Raw genomic sequence first — 24,753 nt, 5'->3', positions numbered from 1 at the left:
TTTTGATTACCCTGGACTATTTGCACTTATTCTGTAAGTTCAGAAGAAAATTAGTTATGTCTGAAATTCATTTTGCGTTTGAAATACCACAATTGAGCTAAATACAAGATTACCAATCCGCCAAAAACCAACTTGCCGTTAAAATTTTTGGTCATCACATTAAATGTGATAAAAGCAAAATAAATCACACCTAAAATTACTAATTCATATACGAACATTAAATTCACTTTTTTAAAAACTTTATACATACTGAACTCCCAATAAAAGATGTGTCCATTATACTAGTTTTACTCCCATTCTTCTCTTAAAATACCATATTGAACAGAATCATAGTATTTCCCTTCGTAAAATCTAACTTTTCGAATACGGGCTTCTTGTTTCAAGCCAATTTTGGTTGCAAGATGCATCATTCGGGGATTTCCTGACCATGTGGTTAATCCTAAATGTGGGATATCATAAATTTTGAACAAATAGGTTATAAATAGTTTTAGAGCTTGTCCGCCGATATGTTTATCCCACATTTCGGGATCATAAATGGTAATTCCCATATCAAGCCATTTGGCCAGATCACCATCTTTAAAACCCGCTCCAACTGAACCAACAACTTTCTCATTATAAGTAATTAGTAAATGATTTTGGTTATTCAACCAAACCTTATCGGCTAATTTATTCAAAAATTCTTCCTTACTTGGTAGATCATCATGAAAATATGGCCCATTCAGTTTTGTCCAGGCCGCATTAGAATCACTAAAGGCTAATTGCCAAAAATCTTCAAGATCTTCAGGACGTGCTTGTCTTAGTTTAACTTCATTCATTATTTCTCTTCCTTAATTATCTATAATAAAATTAGTATAGTTCTAACCTTAGAAACTGTAAACGCAAACCGATTACTTCAAATTTAACAATATAAAAACCCAATAAAGAGGCCGTCCTAATCAAAAATTATTAGAACGGTCTCTTTATTCATTTTAAGTTAAATTGCTTTTACCAAAAATCTCTTAATTAACTTCAACAGGTTCTCTACTACCTAATCTAACTTTTTCTACAGCGTGACTTGCTTTCAGATCATCTTCTTTAAATCCAAAGAGATAAGTACAAATGAAGGCTACAACAATTGTTGCTGCAGAAGCGATTAAGTAACCGGTAAAGCTTGAGTCGATTCCTTGAGGATTAATGAATGAAGCAAACCCGATCAATGACCCAGCAAAGCCCCACATATCAACATGCAAGAGTCCAGTCAATAAACCACCAACAGCACTACCAATATTAGCAGTCCAGAAGATACGACCATATTTCAAATTGATACCATACATAGCCGGTTCAGTAACTCCAGCAAAAGCTGAAAGTGCAGCGGCACCAGCAATCTGTTTCATTTCAATATTTTTCTTAGTTTTAAAGAAGACTGCCAAGGCAGCGGCACCTTGGGCAACCATAGTTGCTGAAACAATAGCATTTAAAGCTGAATGTCCAGTAGTTGCAATTTGACTGGCAACGACTGGAATTACTGCCCAATGGAGTCCAAAAATTACTAAACATTGATACAATCCACCGATGATCAAGCCTGAGATTGCTGGACTAAATTTCAATAAAGCCACGATTCCATTAGCTAAATAAGAACTCAATAACGTAATGATTGGTCCAACTACAACGATAATAATCGCACTGACAATAAATACTTCTAACAAAGGACTAAGAATCATTCTCAATGATGCCACGATATGTTTCTTCAGCCAAGGTTCAATTTTTGAAGCTAACCAAGCTGCCGCAATCATTGGAAAAATTGAATAAGTATAATTGGCGATGTGAATCGGAATACCGAAGAAATCACCATTGATATTCATTGCAGTACTAGAAGTCTTAGTTGCTACAGCAACTAAGGTTGGATAAGCTAATACACCACCGATTACACCCATGATAATCTGATTAGCACCTAATCTTTTGGCAGCTGTGAACCCAACCAAGATAGGCAAGAAATAAAAGACTGAATCACCCATAGCATTAATAATCATGTAGGTCGAACTAGTTGTAGAAATCCATTTTGCTGAAACTATTAAAGCTAGTAGACCTTTCAAAATACCAGAAGCTGCCAACAAACCAATTACCGGCATCATGCTGGCTGTGATAACACCAATTAAAGCACTGAAATAGAATTTTGTTTTTGGCCAAAGCCCCTTTGGAGCAACAGCTTTTTGAGTCTTAACTTCTGAAGAACCACCAAAGTTTGGTCCCAAAGCTTTTACTACTGCGTCATAAACATCTTCTACCGCTGGTCCAATAACAACCTGATATTGACCACCAGCTTTAGCAACGTCTAGCACGCCTTGCATATTCTTGATCACATCATCATTAGCTTTACTCTCGTCCTTCAAATAAAAACGTACTCTAGTAATACAGTGAATAACGTTTTCGACATTAGTAACACCGCCAACGTTTTTAACAATATCTTGGCCTAGTTGATCATAATTAACTTTTTTACTAGGTTTTGCATCTAATTCTTCTGGCAATAGCAAGCCAATTTCCGCAACATCTTGACCGGCTTTGATATCACCTTTAGTTACGTTGATTTCTTTGACCAGTTTATCAGTATTCGTGATGGCTACGATAACATCGGTCACCTTGCCTGCTTTCTTAATAGCTTCAAAGTCCATTGTGGCAATTTTTTGACCAGCTTCAACTTTATCGCCTTCCTTAACGAAAAGTTCAAAAGGTGTGCCATTCAATTCAACTGTATCGACACCCATGTGTAACAAGACTTCTAGGCCTTCTTCTGTCTTAAAGCCAATCGCATGTTTAGTGGAAGCGACTAACATGACTTCCCCTGAAACTGGAGCAACTACCTCTTGATTATTGGGGATTACTCCAAATCCTTCTCCCATGGCTTTTTCAGAAAACATTGGATCATGGACTTCAGTAATCGGAATGGCAGTCCCATCGATTGGGGATAACACTTTAACTACTTTCTTCATAAAAATGCACCTCCTTGATGATTTTGTAATCGTTTGCATTTTTGATTATCACTATAATACAATACATCTTGTATAAACATCAACTTAGAACATTTTTTATTATAAAATTCGCATTAATTAAGCATTAAGTGGGTGTATAATACATAACGTATGAATATGTTTAAACAAATAAATAGATGTTTAGTTTATGGAGGAATTATTTATGAAACCCTTATATCTAAAATTTATGGGTAACAAAATTACCTATTCAACTGATGTAGAATCAACAAATGAAAAAAATTATTCACTTAATTCTGAACTAGAACTGAAAGAAAATCTTCAAAATTTTGCAAAAACTATTTCTGCTCCACTCGATGTATTAGTACTTACAGACACTAATGAAAGTTTACTAAATAAAAATTTAATCGAATTCAATCAAAAAAAAATTGATTGTACTAATGATTTGGAAAATGTCTTCCACACCCCCGTTGTTAACTTGAAGGATGTCAAAAATTCCAATTTGCCACTGGCCACTAACGAAAGAGTTAAATACGCCGGTTGGCATCTTGACTACCTGGGAATCGATCATAAAAAGCGCCAATACGGTCAAGAATCTATGCAAACCATTGGTAACGGCTTTTTAGGACTACGTGGAACTTACTTAGAAGCTAAATACAATCAAGATAACTATCCTGCTACTTATGCTGCCGGTGTTTTCAATCAATTATCCACTCCCATCAACGGCCGTAACGTTATTAATGAGGATTTGGTCAATTTACCAAATTCGCAATATATCACCTTCAAAATCAACGACGGACAATTCTTTCAAATCGACGAAAATTTAATCGAGGAATCAATCCGATCACTCGACCTGAAACACGGAATATTAACTATCACGATGATCGTCAAATTAAATGACGGTAAAAAATTACGTATCGTTGAAAAAAAAGCCGCTGATTTAAAAAATTTTCACGATTATTACTTGCAATATGCCATCACGCCACTCAATTTCTCAGGTAAAATCACTCTTTTAACTCAAACCGACGCTACAATTACCAATGAAAACGTCGAAAGATATCGTAATTTAGCTAAGAAACACTTAGTAGTAGATAAAATTGAAAACAACGATAAAGACGTGCTCGTTTCCACACATACGAGTCAATCAAAAATTCAAATTGGCATCAAAACAAACATCACTTATCTCGATATTGATAACCCAACTTACTATTCCAAAAATAGTACTGAAATTGCCAGCCAATATTTAGAATTTAAAGCCAATATCAATCAGACATATACTCTCGAAAAAGCTGTAACGATCTACACTTCTTTAGAAACGAAACAAAATGTACTCGTGGCCGCAAAAAATCACAAGTTCCTCCCAACTTTTGATATGGCCAAAGCAACCATCGCAAAAGAATGGCAACAGATTTGGCAAAACGAAAGTATTTTTGTATCTGGAGATATCACCGCTCAAAAACTGTTGCATTTAAATAGTTATAACATGACTATCGCCGCTCAACTCAAAGCTAATCAGCATCTCGATGCCTCAGTCGGTTCTCGTGGCCTGACTGGCGAAGGTTATCGTGGACATATTTTCTGGGATGAGTTATTCGACATGGATTATTACTTACTACACTCGCCTCAGTTAGTTAAAAATCTCTTAATGTATCGTTACAACCGCTTGAGTGCAGCTATGGATTATGCAGCCGACAGTGGGCACAAAGGGGCAATGTTTCCTTGGCAAAGCGGGATGTATGGCGATGAGCAATCTCAAGAAGTCCATCTCAATCCCATCACCAACACTTGGGACCCCGATAACTCAAGAAAACAACGCCACGTTTCTTTAGCCATTGCCTACAATATTTTAAATTATTACAATGCCACAAAAGATGAAGAATTCATGAGCCACTATGGACTTGAAATGCTCTTTAGAATTGCTCAATTTTGGATCAGCATGGCAACATTTGAAGATGGCAAATATACCATTTCAAACGTCATGGGTCCCGATGAATTTCATGAAGATTATCCGAACGACCAAGAAAATCAAGGTCTCAAAAACAACGCCTACACTAATATCATGACTAGTTGGTTCTTTAAAAAATTAAGTGAGTTGATCAAACAAGAACCGGCACAAGTGATTGAAGATAACTTCAAGCGGACTAATTTTACTGAAGAGGACGTAAGCTCACTAGATAAGATCAGACATAACCTCAAATTAGATTTCAAAGGCGATATTCTCGGACAATTTGAAAATTATTTTGATTTAAAAGAAATCGATTTTGACAAATACAGTCGAAAATACGGCAATATTTCAAGAATGGATCGAATCTTAAAAGCACATCATGATACACCTGATAAATATCAAGTCTCCAAACAAGCTGATACCTTAATGGCTTTATTTAATTTAAGAGAAACTACCTTTTTACAGATCATGGCTGATTTAGGTTATCCAATCAATGATCCTAATAAGTTCATTGCTGATAACATCAAATACTACTTAGCCAGAACGACTCATGGTTCAACTCTTTCCAGGATTGTTTACTCGATGCTTTGTCTAAAAGTAAACGACCAAAAAACTGCTTGGCGACTATTTTATGAAGCTCTAACAAGTGACTACGTCGATATCCAAGGTGGAACTACCGCCGAAGGAATTCATCTCGGCGTAATGGGAGCAACATTAAATGTAGTAACATCGTATTTTGCCGGCGTCGATTATCGTGGTGAAATGTTAGAAATTAATCCTAACATGCCAAAACAGTGGGAAGAAGTAGCCTTCAAGATGAACTTCAGAAATGTTAACTACAGTATCCGCGTAACCAACAACACCTTTATCATAATGACCGATAAGGATACTGAAGTATTATTCTTAGGTAAGAAATTACCATTGATAGCAAACCAGGAAATACAATTGACATACTAAGTTCTATTCAAATTTAATATGTCCTTAAATATTCTGATTGATTTAATTTGATATAGAGAATAAAAAAAGAATCTTACTAAAGTTGTAGTAGAAATGCTGCACTGATAAGATTCTTTTTCTTTTTAAATAGGGACGAACACGATAAGTTATCAAAGTACAGAATTCTGCAATCAGAATAGAACTAGTATTTCAAAAATGAATGGAAAGCAGATATAAGAAAGATATACTATTTAGTCCCGAATAAAAGCTGATTTCGTTTGGAACGGCATTTTTCCTAGTAACAAGTCACCAAAAAAATAACTGAATTTTCACCAGCCCCCTTACTAACGAAAATAATAATGATAGAATATTCTTAATCTTTATAAAGGGGATAAAAATACTATGATAGATCTGACAAATGGCAGACCTATAAAAGTAATTTTTCTGTACACTATTCCTTTACTATTAGGTAACTTTTTCCAACAATTTTATAGTTTCATTGATACTCTAATTGTCGGAAAAACTATCAGCGTCAATGCTTTAGCGAGCGTTGGTGCAACTGGGGGGTTAACAGGATTAGTAATTGGTTTTGCTCAGGGTATGACTAGTGGTTTAACTATTTTGACCGCTAGAAAATATGGAGCTAATGATGAAGATGGCGTAAGAAAAAGTTTCGCATCTGGAATAATTATTTCGTTGTTCATTATTGTTGTATTTACTGCTTTAGCTTTACTAGTTGCTTATCCACTACTAGTTGCCATGCAAACGCCAAAAGTATTGTTACATGATTCTTTTATCTTTTTGGAAATAATTTTCGCAGGAATTTTTTCTTTTGTAGGTTTTGATTTTCTAGGAAATACTATGCGAGCTTTAGGAGATTCCCGAGTTCCACTCTTTTTCCTAATTGTAAGTACAGTTCTCAATATCTTATTGGAACTAGTCTTTATTCTTTATTTGCACATGGGAGTTGCCGGTGCTGGTTTGGCGACAGTTGTTGCACAAACGATCACTTTTGTAATTCTTTATTTCTATATACGTAAGCACATTCCATATTTAATTTTATCCAAAAGTGATTTTCGAATTGATATGGAAGAAATCAAAGAACTATTAAAAATCAGTTTGCCAATGGGATTTCAATCTTCAATCATTGCCATTGGTTCAATCATTTTACAGTTCATGTTAAATACATTGGGAGCCAATGCAGTCGCTGCCTACACAGTTGCCGGAAGAGTTGAACAGATTGCTACCTTACCAGCCTTCAGTTTTGGCTTAGCATTAGTCAATTTTACCGCTCAAAATATGGGGGCACGTAAATACAAACGTATTCTTAAAGGTGTTAAAGATGGGATCATGGTATCAGTTTTATCCAGTTTAGTCATCGGTGTCTTTTTGATTTTATTTGGACGCTCAATCTCACACCTATTCATGAACGGTAGTGAAACTGCAGTTTTGAACTTGATTCAAATCTACTATTACTTCAACGGTTCGACTTACTTCATCCTGTCGATTCTCTTTATAGTCAGATACACACTACAAGGTTTGGGCAATCAAAAAGCTCCTACTATTGCTGGTGTAGCTGAATTATTGATGAGAGTTTTCGCAGGTTTAGTCTTGATTCGCTTCTTTGGTTTCTACGGAGCCGCTATGGCCAATCCATTAGCTTGGACCGGGTCAGTCTTAGTTCTAGTAAGTACTTGGAATTTTGAAATCAAGAAATTAAAAAACATGCAAAATATGCTCGACGAAACAGTTCAAGAATAAAAAGGACCCTTCTATTTCAATTGGATTTTACCAATCGTTATAGAAGGGTCTTCTAGTTTAAAATATTAATTTAAAAAATCAGCGAATTCTTGAATCGAATCTTCCACTGCCGGAATACGACCGGTATAATTCAAAAATGCATGGGCTAAACCGCCATAACGGATATATTTTGCCGAGCATCCCGCCATACCAACTTTTTGAACAAACGCTTCGTCCTGCAATCTGAATGGGTCAAATTCCCCCGTCATGACTAGAACTTTTTTAAAAATTAACGGATCAGCATACATTGGCGATAAAATTGGGGCTTCCAAGTCAATTTTTTGACCAGCAAGATAATATTTTGTCATAATCTGATCTAATTGCTTGAACTGCGTGTAATTATTATGCAAAACTTGTTTTTGCCCAGGATTGATTGGAATCAAGTGGTCGTTCCACAATGAACCATCATAGTCAGAACCATGAACAACTGTTGGATAATACAAGACATGTTTATAAATTTCACAAATACCCATGTTGTGGCACATTTGACTAACTCCCAATGCAATCGCCGCACCGGCAGAATCTCCTGCTAAAGAAATTTGGGAGTGTTTTCCGACTACGTCCATCACCACAGACAAACAATCCTCAATCCCCGCAGGATAAGGTTTTTCAGGTGCCAAACCATAATCAACGCTATAAATAATTCCGTTAAATTTAGTTGCAAGTAATTTCAAAAATGGCAAGGTATCTTCAACATTACCGCCATAATAAGCTCCGCCATGAATATAGACGACTGCCTTTTGAGTTGAAATTTCATCATTGTTACGATAGATTCTTAAATACCGAACATTCCTACCTAGCTTAGTACTGGCTTCAATATCAACTTGAATATTCATGTAAGGAATGTTGGGAACATCAGTCGGTTTAGTCCCATTTCTTAATTCCAATAAATCGTTTGATAAATGTGGCTCATCACTCAAATTCTTCAAATGGTCCCAAATAATTGGGTCATATGAATGTGAATCAACACGGTCTTTAACGATCATCGAAACATTTTTCAAATGAGGAATATCTACTGATTCAATTTGATTAAGTCGACTTAATTCAATATTATAATCGTTATTTATCATAATCGAGCCATCCTTTATTTATACTACAGTCAGTATACTTCTTGTTTAAACACCCAATAAACTAAATTATAATAAATATTTTTATTGATTTTGAACTATTACTCTAATGTTGACCCAATTATGGTTTACTCAATATAATCTTTAACAAGGAGGTGTCGCCTTGACACTTGAGAATCAATTTTCACGCCGCCAAAGAAATCTTTTAACTGTTTTACAATTACTCGACACTAACGGAGCTCTTTCCGCAAAACAATTATCAAATATGACCAATTTGAGTGTTGTCAGCATCAACAAATTAATTGATGTTTTATCTCAAAATAATTTAATTGATCTTAACTTTATCAATACCCGAGGTCGTCGTGCTAAAATTTATCAAATCAATTATAAAAATATTAATCTTGGTTTGATTCAAATCTCGCAAGTTAATTCAGAAATTATCATCGACTATTCTTTGACCGATTTATCTGGAGAAACCCTACAAAAAGCCAGCTTAAGAAAAAAAATGAATTCAATTTCAGAGATTTTAAATTTCATCAAAGATCAGACCCAGTTGAACAAGCCTTACAAATTAATTGTTGGTGTTTCTGGAGATGAAATGAATGACATCATGCAGTTGAGTGACGTAGCAATCTTAGAAGGCATCAACTTATCAAAAGCTCTAAAAATTAGTACCGATATTGATTCAATTATCGTCAACGACATTAATGCTGCTACCTTGGGAGCCGCCACACAATTGAATCAGAATCAAAATTCTGCAGTTGGGATTTACTTCCCGAAAGATTTTGGACCTGGAGTTGGAATCGTCATCAACAATCAGTTAATCACCGGTGCCGATGGCCTGGCCGGAGAAATCGTCTATAGCTCTATTAACCATAATTCCGAAGTCCACGAACAAATCACTGCCCACTTACAAAATATTATTGCCTTTCTAAATCCTAACCTCTTAATCGTTTACATTGACGAGTTAAATTTTAATTCCTTCCAAATCACACAAATTATTCAAGCTCTACATCGAAATTTACCATTACACCAAAATTACAAGCTCGACTTCAACCGAAATTTTCAACAAGATTATTCATTAGGCTTGGCTACAATCGGTAAAAATGATTACTTTAAAATCATAAGTTCCAATTGAAAACGTTTTACCTATTTGGTACAATATCCATATCTTAATTAACTAAGTTTAAAAAGAGGTTGAAAATGGATATAAAATTAATTGCTTTAGATATTGATGATACTTTATTAACTTCCGTAAGCAAAATTGCGCCATCTACAAAGTTAGCTTTAGATAAAGCCCTTGACCAAGGCATCAAAGTGGTTCTTTGTTCTGGCCGCCCCTTAGCCGGAGTAAGTCCTTACTTGAGAGAATTAGAAGTTAGCGGTGATGATCAATATGTCATTACTTATAACGGAGCATTAGTTGAAACTGTTTCTGGGAAAGTCTTAGCAAAAAAGGCTATTAAAAATGCTGGTTTCAAGAAAATTGTTAAATATGTTACCGATCACAATATGCCTTATTACTTCTTAGACGATCAGAGTCGCGTCTACACTGCTGACAAAGATATAAATCGTTTTGCCGTAGTTCAAGCCTGGGAAAATCAAGCCGGAATTTACGTCAGAACACCAGCTGATTTCGATGATGACTTTGAAATCACTAAAGTTGCTGTAGTCGGTGAAAAAGATGAATTGGATCAATATGAAACACCACTAAAAGCTGAATTTTCCGATGACTATTATGTCGTCCGCGCTGGAGCAAATTTCATTGAAATTATGAATTCAACAGCTAATAAGGGTAGCGGGTTAAAGAAATTAACGGAAATCTTAGGTTTGAAACCAGAACAAGTCATGGCCTTTGGCGATGAACAAAATGATTTACCTATGTTTGATTTTGTTGGTCACGCCGTCTGCATGGGCAATGGTTCTGATCTCGCTAAAGAACATGCTAACTACGTCACTGACACTAATGACAATGACGGAATTGCAAAGGCATTGGATAAATTAGTCTTTGACGATTAAACACGAAATTGTTCAAACAACCCCCAAATTACCCTTCAAATATTATTTTCATAATGGTAAAGACGTTCAACACGTCCCTGCTCATTGGCACCAAAGTTTGGAATTAGGCTTTTTAGTCTCTGATAATGTTTTAAAAATACGGGATAATAATGCTACTTTTACCTATAAAAAAGGTGATATTTGGTTGATCAATTCGCGTGATATCCATGAAGCACAATTTGAGAGTGTCGAAAACGTCTTTGAATTTTGTCTATTAATCGATTACGATTTTCTCAAGCGGATCTATCCTAATATTGACCAGATTCATTTCTCTTTACACGGGCGACCCACTCAGCTTAAGCAACTTATTGCCTATCAAGAGATTGAAAAACAATTGCGAATCATGATTCAATTACTTCAAGAAGAGCGAACTGATAGTAATAATCTTTCTTTAACGGGACATCTATATATCCTAATTTCACTTTTTTTGAAAAATTTTTCACGGCATGTCAATTCGGACACTTTAGTCAACGAAAGCTTGATCGACAAAGCCTTGAATACGATCAATACTAATTATGCAGAAAACTTAAATGGCACAATTTTAGCCAAGCGGCTCAATACTTCAGTCACAACCTTGAATTTGCAATTTCATCAAACTGTCCAAATGCCGATCAACAAATATATCACGACCGTGCGTCTGCTGATGGCACAGAAAAAGCTGCTCAATACCGACCGTAATATTGATTGTATTGCGATTGAATGTGGCTTTTCCAGTACAAAATCTTTTGTTCGTAACTTCAAAAATTGGAAAGGTACGACCCCTTTTCAATATCGAAAAAATTATGTATAGTGAGGACTTACCATGACGATAAAATTAGTAGCCACTGACATGGATGCAACTTTTCTAGATGATACGAAGCATTTTGATAACGAAAGATTCAAACGGATTTCTCAGTATATGGATGACAACAATATTTACTTTGTCTCCGCTAGTGGAAATCAGTATTACCAATTGAAAATTTTTTTCAAGGACTATCCTAAAACACTCTTTGTAGCTGAAAACGGTGCTTTAGTTGCCAGTCATACAGAAATTTTTCAAGCTTGGCATTTCCCAACAGATCTAGTTACTAGGATTTTGAACATTTTGGATCAGACACCAAACATTCAGTACGTCGTCTGCGGTCAAAAATCGGCCTATGTCTTGGAATCAGCACCAAAAGAATTCTTTGATATGACGTGTTTCTATTTTCCTAAAACTCAAAAAATTGCTAATACTGCTGAAATCAATGATAATATTTTAAAATTTTCAGTTAATTGCCCAGCAGCAGAAACTCAAAAATACATGCAATTATTACAAGCTGGTATCGGAAATGAGGTTTCGATTGTTTCTAGTGGACATGGCGACATTGATATTATCCAAACTGGCATCAATAAAGCAACTGGTCTAAATTATTTAGGTAAAAAGCATCACATCAAACCTGAAGAAATGTGTGCTTTTGGAGACGGTGGTAATGACTTAGAAATGTTAAGTTTTGTCGGTCACGGTGTTGCCATGAAAAATGCCAGTCCCATTGTCTTAGAAACCGCTCCATATGCGACTGTTGATAATAATGAACAAGGTGTTTTACAACATCTTGAAGAAATATTTGAGATCTAACTTCAATAAAATTTCACATTAAGACTAAAAAAGAATCAAGAAATTCTAATAATTTATTCATAGGTGGAAGTTATTATATAAACATAATCAAATGAATGTTTGATTACCTCCCCCTATAAAGAATAATCCTTAACAAAAACAGTCTCAAAATTCGGATATGAATTTTGAGACTGTTTTTAAATTATGGAATTAATAAATAGATAAAGGCCCCAACAGCACCGCCGGCCATTGGTCCAAGAATTGGCACCCAGCTGTATGCCCAATCCGAATCACCCTTGTTAGCGATCGGTAAAATTTGATGAGCGATTCTTGGTCCGAGATCTCGAGCCGGATTAATGGCATAACCGGTTGTTCCACCAAGTGAGAAACCAATAGCAGTGATCAAAAGACCAACGACGATTGGATTTAATCCTTGAGTGAATTTACCTCTAGTAAAGGCTAATAATGCAAAGACTAACACAAAAGTTCCAATAAACTCACTGATGAAATTCATTGGGTAATTTCTGATGGCTGGTCCAGTAGCAAAAACACCTAAAATAGCTTTAGAATCTTTGGTTTCCTGCCAATGTGGCAAATAATTGATCCAAACTATAATTGCCCCGGCAATAGCACCTAAAATTTGGGCGATAATATAAGGAATTACATAACTCCAATTAAATACACCGGCAATAGCCATACCTAAAGTAACCGCTGGATTCAAATGAGCTGGACTCAAAAAGGCAGAACAATAAACACCTAAAGTGACTGCTAAGCCCCATCCTAACGCAATTGCAATCCAACCGGCGCCCTCAGCTTTTGATTTTTTTAGACTAACTGCGGCAACAACTCCATCACCTAATAAAATCAAAATCATCGTACCGATGAACTCCCCGATTAATTGTAGTGTTAAACTATCATTCATAAGCTTTCCTCCAAATTGACAATGTTCACGCTTACAGTATTTGATTATACATACAAGCAGAAGAGATTGCCATGGTTAGCAATTGTGAAAATATTACTAAAAGGAGCAACAACATGAGAATCTATACTAGAACTGGCGACAAAGGCAAGACCAGAATCATAGGAAACGACGTTTTATATAAATCAGCTCCCCGAATTGAATCTTACGGAACTATCGATGAACTAAACTCCTTAGTCGGAGTCGTTATTGCTAATTTGTCTGACAAAAATAAAGTTTTGAAAGATGAATTAACTGAAATCCAACAACTATTGTTCGATTGTGGAACCGATCTAGCAGTTTCACCAACCGATAAAAAACACGAATTCATCTTCACTGAAGACAATCATGCCGTCGATTGGCTAGAGAAAAAAATCGATGAATACACAAGTAAAGTACCTGCCACACAAGTCTTCATCCTCCCTGGCGGGTCCAAAACAGCATCCAATTTACATTTGGCAAGAACTGTCACTCGTCGAGCAGAACGGTTAATTGTTGCGTTAATGCAAGAAGAACCTATCAACGATTACGTCTTGAAATTCATCAACCGCTTATCTGATTACTTCTTCGCAGCCGCCCGTTACAGCAACGTTTTAGATGGCGTTGAAGACATTAAATACCGCAACAGTAAACCAGTTTTCAGATAATAAATTTTGTACCCATTTGCTTTTAAAAATGGGTATTTTTTTAGAAAAAAATTGTTATCCTTGAACTATCAATTTTAAAAGAGGAAATAATATGCGTTCACAAAAAGAAAAAATGTTAGCCGGAGACTTATACGTCGCCAATGATCCCGAATTAAAAAAAGACTTTTTAAAAGCAAAAAAATTACTTCGCGAATACAATCAAACGACTGAAGAACAAAACAACCGTCGCAAAGAAATTTTAAAAGAACTATTTAAAAAGACCGGCAAAAAATTGCCATCCATCACCCCACCATTCTTTACTGACTACGGCTGTAATACTGAAGTGGGTGAAAACTTTTACGCCAATTACGAATGTATCATTTTGGACATCGCCAACGTTAAAATCGGTGACAACGTAATGTTTGGACCCCGCGTTGGACTTTACACCGCCGGTCATCCAATTGACGCCGCAATTAGAAATGAATATTTAGAATATGGCAAACCCATTGAAATCGGTGATAACGTTTGGGTTGGCGGAAATGTTGTTATCAATCCTAACGTTAAAATCGGCAATAATGTCGTCATTGGGTCTGGTTCAGTCGTAACTAAAGATATTCCTGATAACGTCGTCGCAGTCGGAAATCCTTGCCACGTATTAAGAGAAATCAATGATAACGATAAAAAATACTGGGAAATGGAAAAAGCCCGCTACTACGAAAACTAAATTAAATTTATTCTTTTTAGGGGTGGGATGTAGTATGCCGTCCTCCATAGCAAAGCCAATTTTGGGTGGTGGGCACGAGCCACTGAGCCAAATCGGCTTTGCTATTCCGGACTGAATTTCACTTCTTTTAGTTATTTGCTTTCCATTCCTTTAAAAATAGTAATTCTATTCTGATTTAGGATTTTATATTTTAATGGATTATTGTGTCCCCTTATTCAAAAAAGGCATAATAATTCAAAAAGAAAGAGGATCTTACTAAACTGCAGCAAATCTGCGGTTACTAGTAAGATCCTCTTTCTTTATAATTTAAATTAATTAAAAATTGAAAAAACATAACATATCCAAACTATAAACCAGTTCTTCACTCATTCTAAATAGAATGGTATCCACTTCATAATTTACTGATCAATTGCAAAGAATCGGATCCAGTCTGGAGCAACAGCTCTGGGAAATTCAGAAGCGAAATTTGACTTGGTGCTTTAGCACCTAGACAAAGGCCAATCTTGGAGACAATTCCCGGGTTTGGAATTGGCTTCAAGTTGTGCCCACATCGTTCCAGCAATTTTCCAGAGCTGTTGCGGAGGACGGCATCATAACCTCCCCAAAAAACTATAAACTTACACAAGTTCATTTAAACAAATCATACTTATTTTTATAGTTACCAAACAGCTTAATCCAACGCTGCCCAACTAACAACACTAAAACAGCCGTAAAAACAGCATGAACAAAATCGAAATAGAAACTAGCCGCAATTGAAGTTAAAACACTCTTGATAGTAATCGGATTGACAAAACCGATGATGTAATAAACATCCATGATCCAGCCCATGATAAAGCCAGTTAAAAAGCCCCATATGACTAATTGCCAGGTTTTTGGATGGTGCCCACTCATTAATCCAGAAACCAATCCAATCACTCCTAAGGCAAACATTTGCCAAGGAGTCCAGGCCCCTTGACCAAAATACATATTAGAAGTTAAAGCGATAATAGTTCCCATTAAAAAACCAGTTTCTGGTCCACTGACGATGGCACCCAAAATTAAAATAAAAAGCTCTGGTTTAACTGAGGGAATCGCTGCAAAAATAATCCGACCAACTACTGCCAATGCACAAATAATCGCGATAAAGACAATTTCTCGTGAAGTATGAGCCGATTTTTCGAACTTCCAAAAATAAACCCCTAAAGTCAAAATCAAAAAGATGAAAGAGAATAATAAGTAATTTTGACTAGAAAAAATACCCATCAAAATCAATAGTAATACTGACACAATTAATAACAAAATAGATTTAAGATTCACGTTTTAAAATATCCTCCCAAATTAAGGCTGTTGGAAATGTATCCCGCAAAGCCTGATTGATTTCTGTTGTATAAAAAAATTTATCCTTAAAAAATTGGCGTGGTTCCATAAATTGACTAAGTTTGCCATCAAACATCATCGCAATAAAATCAAAGTATTTAGCCGCAAACAATAAATCGTGACTGTTGACAAAAATCGTGCCACCATTTTCTTGATACTCATTCAACATCTTCCCTAATTCGATTCGTTTGTTAGGATCCAGTCCCTTCGTGGGCTCATCGAGAAATAATAATTGTGGTTGTTTGATAAAACCTAGGGCCAGTGCCAAGAATTCCTGTTGACCACCACTAAGATCATAAGGACTAGTCTTTTCCAAACCGACTAGAGAAAACTTTTGAAGAACTTCCTTCAACGTTAAATTGGATTGATAGTGCTCAATTTGGTATGTTAGTTCTTCAGCCACCGTTTCTTTCATGAATAAGATAGCTGGATTCTGTGGTAAAACAAAAACTTTCTGATAAAAATCTTCTTTAATTTTGTGTCCAGCAAATCTTAGTTGACCGGCTTGCTGCTTTAACTGTTGCGTCAAGATTTTCAGCAGTGTAGTCTTCCCCATCCCATTAGGACCAACGACACAAAAAGATTGTCCTGACTTTAAATTCAAACTGACATTATCAATAATTTGACGACCGTTATAATCAAATCGGAAACTAATCTTCTTTGCCTGCAAGATTATCTCACCAATGTTGTGTGATGGGACACTTGCCCGAAGTACCAAACTTTTATTTTGACTAACTAATTGACCAACTTTCTTATTGCTCAAAGGCAAATCAGTGGACAATTTTAGTTCCATTGCCAAACGGTCGACTTGAGTCAAATAATTTTTAAACTTTGGCAACGTGTAAATTTTCTGCAAGCCGTCACGCACAGCTTCATCCAGTATCAGGCGGCCTGAATCCATTACCAACAAACGATTCGCCAATCCAATTGCGTGGTCGATCTCATGTTCGACTAGTAAAACGGTGATATTTAGTTCTTCATTCACCTTTTTGATCATCTGCATCAACTTTTCTGAAGCAATCGGATCGAGTTGCGAAGTCGGCTCGTCCAGTAACAAAACTTTTGGTTTCAAAATCAAAGCACTCGCCAAATTGACCAATTGCTTTTGACCACCAGACAAATGTTTTTCATCGAGATCCAATAAACCAACGATTCCCAAGTAACTAGCAATTTCCGTAATTCGCATCTGACTCTGATTTTCATCGAGGCCTTGATTGTCCAAAACAAATTTCAACTCGTCTCTAGGAGTTTCCATGATCATTTGATTATCGACGAATTGCGAAACATACGCAAAATTATGATTGTCTAATTCCAAATCAGTTACTAATCGCCCACTAACAACTGATCCAACAACTAAATCTTGCAATAACTGTTTTAAAAGCGTACTTTTGCCACTACCAGTTTGACCAATCAGAACTAAAAAATCACCTTTCTCAACAGAAAGATCTATCTTATTTAGCGATAATTTTTGGCTGTTGTTGTATCGGAAACTGTAGTCTTCGAACCGTAAAATTTCCACCATAATAGATTAGTTCCTCCTGTTAAAATTGGTAATAAAACCAAAATGATATTCGTTAGTGCAATAAATTCAATATTTTTTGTTTGAGAAAAAATCCCGTCGGCAATTAAAATTAAACCAATAATCGTTAAGATCCACCAGTCGATTTGCTTGAATTCGACTTGACCCATTCGTTTTTGGCGATTATGAAATCCTCTTAAAATCAGAGTATCTGAAACATTCATAAAACTAGCAATGGACTTATTCAAAATATTTTCCGTTAAATCCATCGTTGATTTAATTCCAGTGGCTTTCTTTTGAGTGCGAAATTTTTGAATCGCTTTAGTTTCTGAAAAAATATCGACAATTTTAGGAATGAATTGAATTGTCAAAATAAAAATAATTGCAATACTCTTAAAGACACTTGCTAGCAATTCGAAGACTGTTTTTACTCGAATCAAAGCATCATACAAGTAAAAAGTCCACAATAAATTGACAAAAGACAAGCCAAAAGTTATTCCATTGCTGATAGATTCAGTAGTAATTTTCAAAAAAGTAGTCGTCCACAAAACGTTAGTACCTCGTTGATTCAAAATCAAATTGAAAATTACGGTTACTATAAAGATTACGCAAGAAAATTTTAAATAAGTGAAGAATTTTTCTCGACGTACCAAAATCGACATCAACAATAACGAAATCAAAGTCGCAACTGACAAAAGAATTTGCTTAAATAACAAGGCAATTAAAATGACCGCAATCAAATAAATAAAAACTGTTACACTGTTTGTTCGCTTCAAAAAGTTTAAAACTAGCGAATTCATTTTAACCACCACCTTTATTATCAATATTCCTATTTTAACGTATAAAAGAAAAAAATCTATTTGATTCAAACCATTTTATCTTTGCTATAATTGAAAATGTTGTAAATTCGAGGAGGAAAAGTATGAAAAAATTCACAGCATTTTTATTGTCATTCATCATGTTACTGGGAGTATTTGCCCCTGCAACTGCTACCACAGTTCAAGCTAAGTCAACAAAGAGTATCAAAGTGACTTACGTTCTAAAAAAGAACAAGAAGCAAATTGCTAAAAAAACTATCAAATTGAAAAAGGGTTCTACTGTAACTAAAGGCTTGAAGAAGGGCTGGAAAGTTACTGATAAGGGTGGTTTTATTTCAGCTATTGATGGTCACAAGCAAAACAACAAAAAGAAGATCTATTGGACATTTACTGTCAATAAGAAACAAGTTAATGTTTCAGCAGACAAAAAGAAATTGCATAACAAAGACAAGGTAGTCTTCACACTTGCCAAGTACAAAGGTTAATATTGACTTAATTTGAACCATTAAAATAAGCTGTACTAATGAAAAAAATATCATTAGTACAGCTTATTTTCGTTCCTCAATCAAGAAAAATACTGTGAAAAATTAAATAATGACCTTAAAACTAAGATAATTCCCACAACAATGATAATTAGAAAAGTTATTCCCTTGGTCGTACAAACATTTTGCCATGGAAAGCCTAATAAAAAACTAATTCCTATTAATCCTAACCAAAAAAATTTTACTTTGTAAAATTCACGGTTAAATTCCATACAACCTCCTTCTCAACCCATTATTTTTCAGTTTCTGATTGATTCTCTAGTAAATATAAATTACTAAGTAACGCAATCACTATAACTGAGATTTCAAATAAGCAAGCACTCAAAAAATTGTCGTTTGTAACGTCGATATAGCGGCTCATACCCACTTGAGTCATTTGAATTGTCAATAAATACGACATGGCAACTGTAAATATCGTCATTATCAAATTAAAAATACTTGTCATAACTTTTTGACCCTTAATCGCGAAAAAATTATCAATTGATTTTAAACCTAGATGAATCAAGGTACTAACTACGAAAATAACTAACATGCTTAAAATTATTAAAATCGTATTTTGCACCAACAAAATGATGTGGGTATTGTCATCAATTATTACGTGCTGAAAAGTATACCTGGTCATGTAATAATATAATGACATTATCAAGATAACTAATTGAACGACACTGAAATAAAGATAAGTCACAATAGTTGAAATCAAATTGCTCAAGTATAGCCGCTTAGTCGTTATCGGAATTAGTCGATACTGATTTGATACCAACACCCGCTCATTTTCTCTAATCAAAACAACTATGCCGCTGATGTAACCAATAACACTAATCACAATTAAAAAAGATTGTAAAGATTGACTTTGCTTGAAAATACCAACGATCATCACGCTTAAAAATCCAATGATTACCATTAATAAAACTTGATTGATGCGTTTAAATTTATTATTAAGTATAGATTTACTTACGTTCAAGACATTTCTCATGTTGAACCATCCCATTTGTTATTTTTAACGAATTGTTTCTACCCAGCGTTTCAATAAATAAATGTTGACCATTGAAAAAATCACGATCCAAACGAAGAATACTCCTGAAGAAATCCACAATACTTGATTTATTCTCATCATGCTTGAAGCATTGAATAAGTCGTAATAATTAAGGCCACGGAAAATGTTGATTGTTAAACCATTGAAAATTGCCAATGCAATCCAAATAACGATTAGATAAAGAATGAAATTAAACCACTTTTGTGATTTAAATGGCAAGGCAGCTTTGATCCAACTAGTCAAGAAATGGATCGCCGTTATAGCGCTATACAGCATCAAAGTGATAATAATAAACATCAAACTTGCCGACGCGATGAAACTGCCTAAATGTGGCACTTCACCTAGTTGGACTTCACCAATATCTAATCCGCTGAGCCAAAAAAGAATCGTTGAAATGATTTGACTAATTACTTGTAAATAAACGAAGGCTAAAAATGTAGTTAATAGATTACTAAAATACAATTTGACGTCAGTAATTGGCAATAGGCGATAATTGTTGCTAGTAAAGATATGTTCATTTTTCTTAGCTAATAAAATAAAACTAACGATATTCATAATCGACATACTGATTAAAAATAGATCAAGGATATATTTCATTTGAATATTTAAGCCATTACTGATCCAGTACATAATGGCGGAAACAATTACGGCTAAAATATCAATTCCAAAGACTAAATTTATTAACTTGAATTTTTCCATAAATAAGTTCTTACTTAATCCCATTAAATTACTCATTTGTTAGTCCTCCTTCATAAATTTTTTCGTAATACTCTTCAATTCCTAAATGATACTTCTCCTGAATATTCTCGACTGAGTTAACTTCGTAAATAGTTTGATCTTTAATAATTACTACATCATCAAGCAAACTGGCAATCTCAGTCACATAGTGATCACTGATCAAAATGGTCGAATCATCACTCTTCCAACGAATAATACTGCTAATAATTTTCTTACGTGTCATGCTGTCGATGCCGCTCAAAGGTTCATCCAGCAAGTACAATTTTGTCTCCCTTGACAAGGTCAATGCAATAACTAATTTGCCTAATGTACCCGTTGAGAGACTGGCAATACGTTTAGTCATGTCTAAACCTAAATAATCAGAAATTTCTTGAAACTTCTCAGTTGAGAAATCAGGATAAACGTTTTGGTAGAATTTTTCGATATCACTCAATTTTGTTCCCCGGGGGAATCCAGCCAAGTGATCGGTCATGCTGACATTTTGCTTAATGTCAATTTTCTTCACTGCCCCATCAACCGTTATAACGCCTTCTTTGATGGCATTGACTCCGACAATCAAGCGCATCAAAGTCGTCTTACCGGCCCCGTTCTCTCCTAATAGACCAACAATTTTTCCTTTATCTAGCGATAAATTAACATCTGATAGGATGACTTTATTATTTTTCTTATAATTAAGATTCTTTATCTCGAGTAGCTTACTCATTCTTCTCATCCCTTTTCTTAACGTAGTTATTGAAGCTAGCTACAATTTCTTGATCATTCATATTTAATGAACGTAGTTTTTCATAGGTTGTATCAAACATTTCTGTAACGATATGTTCTTTCATTTCGTCAATAATCTCCTCATCTGAAGTGATGAAGTTTCCCTTACCACGTTGTGGTGTAATAATATGTTCATCGGTCATTTCTTTAAGTGCTTTTTGAACGGTATTAGAATTTGCAGAAAACTGAACCGCTAACTGGCGTACAGAAGGCAATTGAGAACCTAATTCGTATTCATTGCTAATAATTCTTCGACTTAAAATGTCTTTTATTTGTAAATAAATCGGTATGTTGTCGACAAAGTGCATCATTTTACCTCCTATCTGTATTAATACACTAATACAGTATAATAAAACAATCAAAATAACAATAGAAATGTTCTTTAAATTTTTATTAATTAATCAAATTCGTTACTGCAGCCCAACTCAAGAAGACTATCTTTAAGTTGAATGAAAAAATAGGGGATCATAAAAATGAACAAGAAAAAAATCGTTTTAGCTTCTACTTTAGCAATTTTGATGGCACCAAGTGTACTCAATAATTTATCAGCAAATCAGCCAGTCCAAGCTGCTACAACCCAACTAATTGGGACAGTTAAACGTGGTGGTACTCAAGTCGTTGATGCCAATGGTAAATTCGTACCCGGAGCTATTTTAGGTAACTACACTTCTTGGAAATTAGGACCTGAAATTTCAATTAATGGTAATAATTATTACGAAGTCGCAACTAACCAATATGTTGACGCGACAGCTTTAAGTATCAGCGGTGGCCAACCTACCACTCAAACTTCACAACTGATTGGAACAATCAGACACGGTGGTACTGTAGCCGTCGATGCCAAAGGAAATCTGCTTACCAATGCAGTCTTTGGTAACTACACTTCCTGGAAATTAGGTCAAAGAATCTTAATCAATGGCAATCCATATTATCAAGTTGCAACAAACGAATACATCAACGCGACCGCTATGGATATCACACAAAATGGTAAACTGCTTAATCCAGTCGATTCTGAAATCTCAAACGTCAATGAAACAAAAACCGTCGGCAACACCGCTGCATCCGTCGTTAACGCAAATGGGGTCAGCTTAGGAATTACCTTACCAGCTGGATCATCCTGGCATGTCGATCAAACAAAGATCATTAACTCCTACCCTTATTACCGTGTCGCTACTAACGAATGGGTCAAAGGATTAGACTTTGTCATTGATGGTTCTGCAACAACCACAACTACTCCAACAACTGTTCTAAAAACTATCACTCTAAGGACTAATTCAGCAATTTACAACAGTCAAGGAGTCAATACCGGTAGTACTTTGCCCGCTGAATCTGCTTGGAAAGTTTCCCAAGTCAAGAACATTAACGGACATGAATTTTATCAAGTAGCAACAGACGAGTGGATTCTAGCAACCGAGGATAAAAATACCTCTATTTTTGCTAAAGGGAATCCAACTATTACCCTGTCTCAAAACACGCAATTGTATAACACTGCTACTAATTCTATGACAAGGTCACTAACAGCAGGAACATCGTGGAAAATTTCAAGCTCGGTTGAAAACAGCGCAGGCTATTATTTTGCACAAGTTTCCAACAATGAATGGATTCCATTAGGCGGTTCACTTTCAAAGGATAGTTTTATTCAAGAAGAACTTGCCAATTCTGCCGTTTACGAACCAAGCTTTGCAATTTCATTATTTAAATAAAAAAATCCAAGCATCTGCGAAAACAGATGCTTGGATTTTTTTATGCCAAACTAGCTTTTGGCAAAATATTGATAATATATAGCAGAATAACAAAGACGACGAACAATCCGTACATGATTGGATTGATCTCTTTTCTCTTTCCAGCGGCAAGCATTGTAATTGGATAAACTAAGAATCCAAAAGCGATACCGTAGGAAATATTATAAGTTAGTGGCATACCAACGATAGTCAAGAATGCTGGTAGCGCAATTTCAAACCTATCCCATTGAATTCCCCGCATCGATTGAGCCATTAGTGTACCAACGATGATTAGTACAGGAGCCGTTACATTTCCTGTAACGACAGTTAACAATGGTGAGAAAAACATTGATAGAGCAAATAAAACGCCAACTGTCACGGATGTTAAACCAGTTCTACCACCCACAGCAATACCGGCTGATGACTCAACATAAGCAGTAGGAGGAGTCGTTCCAAACACAGCCCCACTAACCATCGAAATTGAGTCAGCCATCAAAGCGTGACCAATACGTGGCATCTTACCGTTCTCATCTTGCATCACATCAACTTGTTCGGCTAAACCGATCAATGTACCAGCAGTATCAAAGAAAGCAACTAATAAGAAAATAATTACGACCGCCCAAAGTTGTGGTTGCTTGATGTCTCCCAAATGCGCAACCCCAACACCAAAAGTTGGTTTCAAACTTGGAATCGCTGAAACAATATGAGCTGGCATTGGAATCAACTTAGTTACTAAACCGGCAACTGTGGTGAAAACCATCCCGATGAAAATTGCACCAGGAATTTTACGTGCCATTAAAATTGCTGTAACTAACAATCCAGCAATCGTCAAAAGTGTTGTTGGATTAGTAAATGAACCAATCGCAACGAGTGATGATTTGCTTGAAGTAATCAAGCCCCCACCTTGTAAACCAACAAAAGCAATGAAGATTCCCAATCCTGATGCTACTGCTAATTTCAAGTCTTTTGGAATTGCATTAATAACAATTTCTCTGAGTTTAAGTAATGAAACAACTAAGAAAATCAAACTGGCCATAAATACTCCGGCCATAGCTGTTTGCCATGGAATACCCATTGCAATAACAACTGAATAACTGAAGAAAGCATTGTCACCTAATCCTGGCGCAATCGCAATCGGATAGTTGGCCAAGATTCCCATCAAAACTGAACCAACTACCGCGGTCAATGCTGTAGCTGAAAATAAAGCTCCTTTGTCCATCCCCGAGTCTCCCAAAACCTGGGGATTGACGAATAAAATATAAGCCATCGAAACGAAAGTCGTTAAACCAGCTAATAATTCTCGTTTAACATTCGTTTGTGCTTCTTCGAGATGAAACAAGCGCTCTAAAAAGCTCAAATTTCCTCGATTATTTAATGAATCCAATATAAACGCCCCTTACCAAATAATCTCTTTGGAACTCATCTAGTATTGCAAAAGATGGAACATTTTTCAAGAGAAATAGAAACATTTATATAAAATTCTTCAAAATAGTTCGTATATGTACATAAATATTTTTATTAAATAGTAGAATTAAGTAAAATTGACCCATTTTATCTGAATTATCACCCATTTTTCTAAAAAACAGACTCACACGAACATTATTTACATAAAAA

At 35.5% G+C, this 24,753-nt stretch carries 23 protein-coding genes; 10 read left to right on the top strand and 13 right to left on the bottom strand.

Annotated features, from left to right (window positions below; translation table 11 throughout):
- Positions 1 to 50: 50 nt before the first annotated feature.
- The 3 genes from U8521_RS02430 to U8521_RS02420 all read right to left on the bottom strand — a co-directional run bounded on the left by U8521_RS02430 (position 51) and on the right by U8521_RS02420 (position 2,966).
- Positions 51 to 248, bottom strand: a complete 198-nt coding sequence (locus U8521_RS02430) for a hypothetical protein (protein ID WP_334351752.1) — start codon at positions 246 to 248, stop codon at positions 51 to 53.
- Positions 249 to 287: 39 nt separating this feature from the next.
- Positions 288 to 815, bottom strand: a complete 528-nt coding sequence (locus tag U8521_RS02425) for a GNAT family N-acetyltransferase (RefSeq protein ID WP_334333290.1) — start codon at positions 813 to 815, stop codon at positions 288 to 290.
- A gap of 183 nt (positions 816 to 998) precedes the next feature.
- Positions 999 to 2,966, bottom strand: coding sequence for a PTS sugar transporter subunit IIABC (locus U8521_RS02420; protein ID WP_334351751.1), 1,968 nt, complete (start codon positions 2,964 to 2,966; stop codon positions 999 to 1,001).
- A 202-nt stretch (positions 2,967 to 3,168) separates the two neighbouring features.
- Here U8521_RS02420 and U8521_RS02415 point away from each other — a divergent pair, with 202 nt between their 5' ends.
- Entirely contained in the window at positions 3,169 to 5,865 is a 2,697-nt protein-coding gene (locus tag U8521_RS02415; protein ID WP_334351750.1) for a glycoside hydrolase family 65 protein, read from the top strand.
- A gap of 381 nt (positions 5,866 to 6,246) precedes the next feature.
- On the top strand, positions 6,247 to 7,605 hold the full coding sequence (locus U8521_RS02410; RefSeq protein WP_334333293.1) for an MATE family efflux transporter: 1,359 nt from the start codon (positions 6,247 to 6,249) through the stop codon (positions 7,603 to 7,605).
- Positions 7,606 to 7,670: 65 nt separating this feature from the next.
- On the opposite strand, the gene U8521_RS02405 is transcribed toward U8521_RS02410, so the two are convergent.
- Positions 7,671 to 8,714: an alpha/beta hydrolase fold domain-containing protein gene (locus U8521_RS02405; protein WP_334351749.1), complete on the bottom strand. Its 1,044-nt coding sequence runs from the start codon at positions 8,712 to 8,714 to the stop codon at positions 7,671 to 7,673.
- A gap of 160 nt (positions 8,715 to 8,874) precedes the next feature.
- Here U8521_RS02405 and U8521_RS02400 point away from each other — a divergent pair, with 160 nt between their 5' ends.
- From U8521_RS02400 to U8521_RS02385, 4 genes are all read left to right on the top strand, one after another.
- Positions 8,875 to 9,849: an ROK family protein gene (locus tag U8521_RS02400; protein ID WP_334351748.1), complete on the top strand. Its 975-nt coding sequence runs from the start codon at positions 8,875 to 8,877 to the stop codon at positions 9,847 to 9,849.
- A 65-nt stretch (positions 9,850 to 9,914) separates the two neighbouring features.
- Positions 9,915 to 10,730, top strand: coding sequence for a Cof-type HAD-IIB family hydrolase (locus tag U8521_RS02395; RefSeq protein ID WP_334351747.1), 816 nt, complete (start codon positions 9,915 to 9,917; stop codon positions 10,728 to 10,730).
- Positions 10,720 to 11,559, top strand: coding sequence for a helix-turn-helix domain-containing protein (locus U8521_RS02390; protein ID WP_334333297.1), 840 nt, complete (start codon positions 10,720 to 10,722; stop codon positions 11,557 to 11,559). Before U8521_RS02395 ends, U8521_RS02390 begins: the two co-directional genes overlap by 11 nt.
- 12 nt (positions 11,560 to 11,571) lie before the next feature.
- Entirely contained in the window at positions 11,572 to 12,366 is a 795-nt protein-coding gene (locus U8521_RS02385; RefSeq protein WP_334351746.1) for a Cof-type HAD-IIB family hydrolase, read from the top strand.
- Positions 12,367 to 12,547: 181 nt separating this feature from the next.
- Here the strand turns inward: U8521_RS02385 and U8521_RS02380 are convergent, their stop codons facing one another.
- Positions 12,548 to 13,267 carry an MIP/aquaporin family protein gene (locus tag U8521_RS02380; RefSeq protein WP_334333299.1) on the bottom strand — a complete coding sequence of 240 codons (720 nt, stop codon included), beginning with the start codon at positions 13,265 to 13,267 and terminating at the stop codon, positions 12,548 to 12,550.
- Positions 13,268 to 13,380: 113 nt separating this feature from the next.
- Between U8521_RS02380 and U8521_RS02375 the strand changes: the two genes are divergently transcribed.
- Positions 13,381 to 13,950, top strand: coding sequence for a cob(I)yrinic acid a,c-diamide adenosyltransferase (locus U8521_RS02375; RefSeq protein ID WP_334351745.1), 570 nt, complete (start codon positions 13,381 to 13,383; stop codon positions 13,948 to 13,950).
- Between the two features lie 91 nt (positions 13,951 to 14,041).
- Positions 14,042 to 14,653: a sugar O-acetyltransferase gene (locus U8521_RS02370; protein WP_334351744.1), complete on the top strand. Its 612-nt coding sequence runs from the start codon at positions 14,042 to 14,044 to the stop codon at positions 14,651 to 14,653.
- A gap of 627 nt (positions 14,654 to 15,280) precedes the next feature.
- Here the strand turns inward: U8521_RS02370 and U8521_RS02365 are convergent.
- The 3 genes from U8521_RS02365 to U8521_RS02355 are packed head-to-tail and all read right to left on the bottom strand — an operon-like array spanning position 15,281 to position 18,328.
- A complete protein-coding gene (locus U8521_RS02365; protein WP_334351743.1) occupies positions 15,281 to 15,949 on the bottom strand; it encodes an ECF transporter S component in 669 nt (222 codons plus the stop codon).
- Positions 15,939 to 17,531 carry an ABC transporter ATP-binding protein gene (locus U8521_RS02360; RefSeq protein WP_334351742.1) on the bottom strand — a complete coding sequence of 531 codons (1,593 nt, stop codon included), beginning with the start codon at positions 17,529 to 17,531 and terminating at the stop codon, positions 15,939 to 15,941. Before U8521_RS02360 ends, U8521_RS02365 begins: the two co-directional genes overlap by 11 nt.
- Positions 17,465 to 18,328 (bottom strand): energy-coupling factor transporter transmembrane component T, encoded by an 864-nt coding sequence (locus tag U8521_RS02355; protein ID WP_334351741.1) that lies wholly within the window; start codon positions 18,326 to 18,328, stop codon positions 17,465 to 17,467. The genes U8521_RS02360 and U8521_RS02355 overlap by 67 nt, the downstream gene beginning before the upstream one ends.
- 122 nt (positions 18,329 to 18,450) lie before the next feature.
- On the opposite strand from U8521_RS02355, the gene U8521_RS02350 reads away from it, so the two are divergent.
- Complete coding sequence (locus tag U8521_RS02350) at positions 18,451 to 18,831, top strand: DUF4430 domain-containing protein (RefSeq protein ID WP_334351740.1); 381 nt, start codon at positions 18,451 to 18,453, stop codon at positions 18,829 to 18,831.
- A 289-nt stretch (positions 18,832 to 19,120) separates the two neighbouring features.
- On the opposite strand, the gene U8521_RS02345 is transcribed toward U8521_RS02350, so the two are convergent.
- Genes U8521_RS02345 through U8521_RS02330 form a run of 4 tightly spaced genes read right to left on the bottom strand, consistent with a single transcriptional unit; the run spans position 19,121 to position 21,732 of the window.
- Positions 19,121 to 19,861: a hypothetical protein gene (locus U8521_RS02345; RefSeq protein WP_334351739.1), complete on the bottom strand. Its 741-nt coding sequence runs from the start codon at positions 19,859 to 19,861 to the stop codon at positions 19,121 to 19,123.
- Positions 19,862 to 19,885: 24 nt separating this feature from the next.
- Positions 19,886 to 20,656 carry a hypothetical protein gene (locus tag U8521_RS02340; RefSeq protein WP_334351738.1) on the bottom strand — a complete coding sequence of 257 codons (771 nt, stop codon included), beginning with the start codon at positions 20,654 to 20,656 and terminating at the stop codon, positions 19,886 to 19,888.
- The gene (locus U8521_RS02335) at positions 20,649 to 21,362 is read right to left on the bottom strand and encodes an ATP-binding cassette domain-containing protein (RefSeq protein ID WP_334351737.1); all 714 of its coding nucleotides are present in this window, start codon (positions 21,360 to 21,362) and stop codon (positions 20,649 to 20,651) included. Before U8521_RS02335 ends, U8521_RS02340 begins: the two co-directional genes overlap by 8 nt.
- Positions 21,355 to 21,732, bottom strand: coding sequence for a GntR family transcriptional regulator (locus U8521_RS02330; RefSeq protein WP_334333309.1), 378 nt, complete (start codon positions 21,730 to 21,732; stop codon positions 21,355 to 21,357). Before U8521_RS02330 ends, U8521_RS02335 begins: the two co-directional genes overlap by 8 nt.
- A 162-nt stretch (positions 21,733 to 21,894) precedes the next feature.
- On the opposite strand from U8521_RS02330, the gene U8521_RS02325 reads away from it, so the two are divergent.
- Entirely contained in the window at positions 21,895 to 23,121 is a 1,227-nt protein-coding gene (locus tag U8521_RS02325; RefSeq protein ID WP_334351736.1) for an SLAP domain-containing protein, read from the top strand.
- 40 nt (positions 23,122 to 23,161) lie between these two features.
- On the opposite strand, the gene U8521_RS02320 is transcribed toward U8521_RS02325, so the two are convergent.
- Positions 23,162 to 24,526 (bottom strand): NCS2 family permease, encoded by a 1,365-nt coding sequence (locus tag U8521_RS02320; RefSeq protein ID WP_442886111.1) that lies wholly within the window; start codon positions 24,524 to 24,526, stop codon positions 23,162 to 23,164.
- Between the last annotated feature and the right edge of the window lie 227 nt (positions 24,527 to 24,753).

Origin of the sequence: Companilactobacillus miaonis, assembly GCF_036913615.1 — a bacterium.
In the GTDB taxonomy this organism is placed as follows: Bacteria; Bacillota; Bacilli; order Lactobacillales; family Lactobacillaceae; genus Companilactobacillus.
This window is presented reverse-complemented; position numbering and strand designations above follow the sequence as displayed.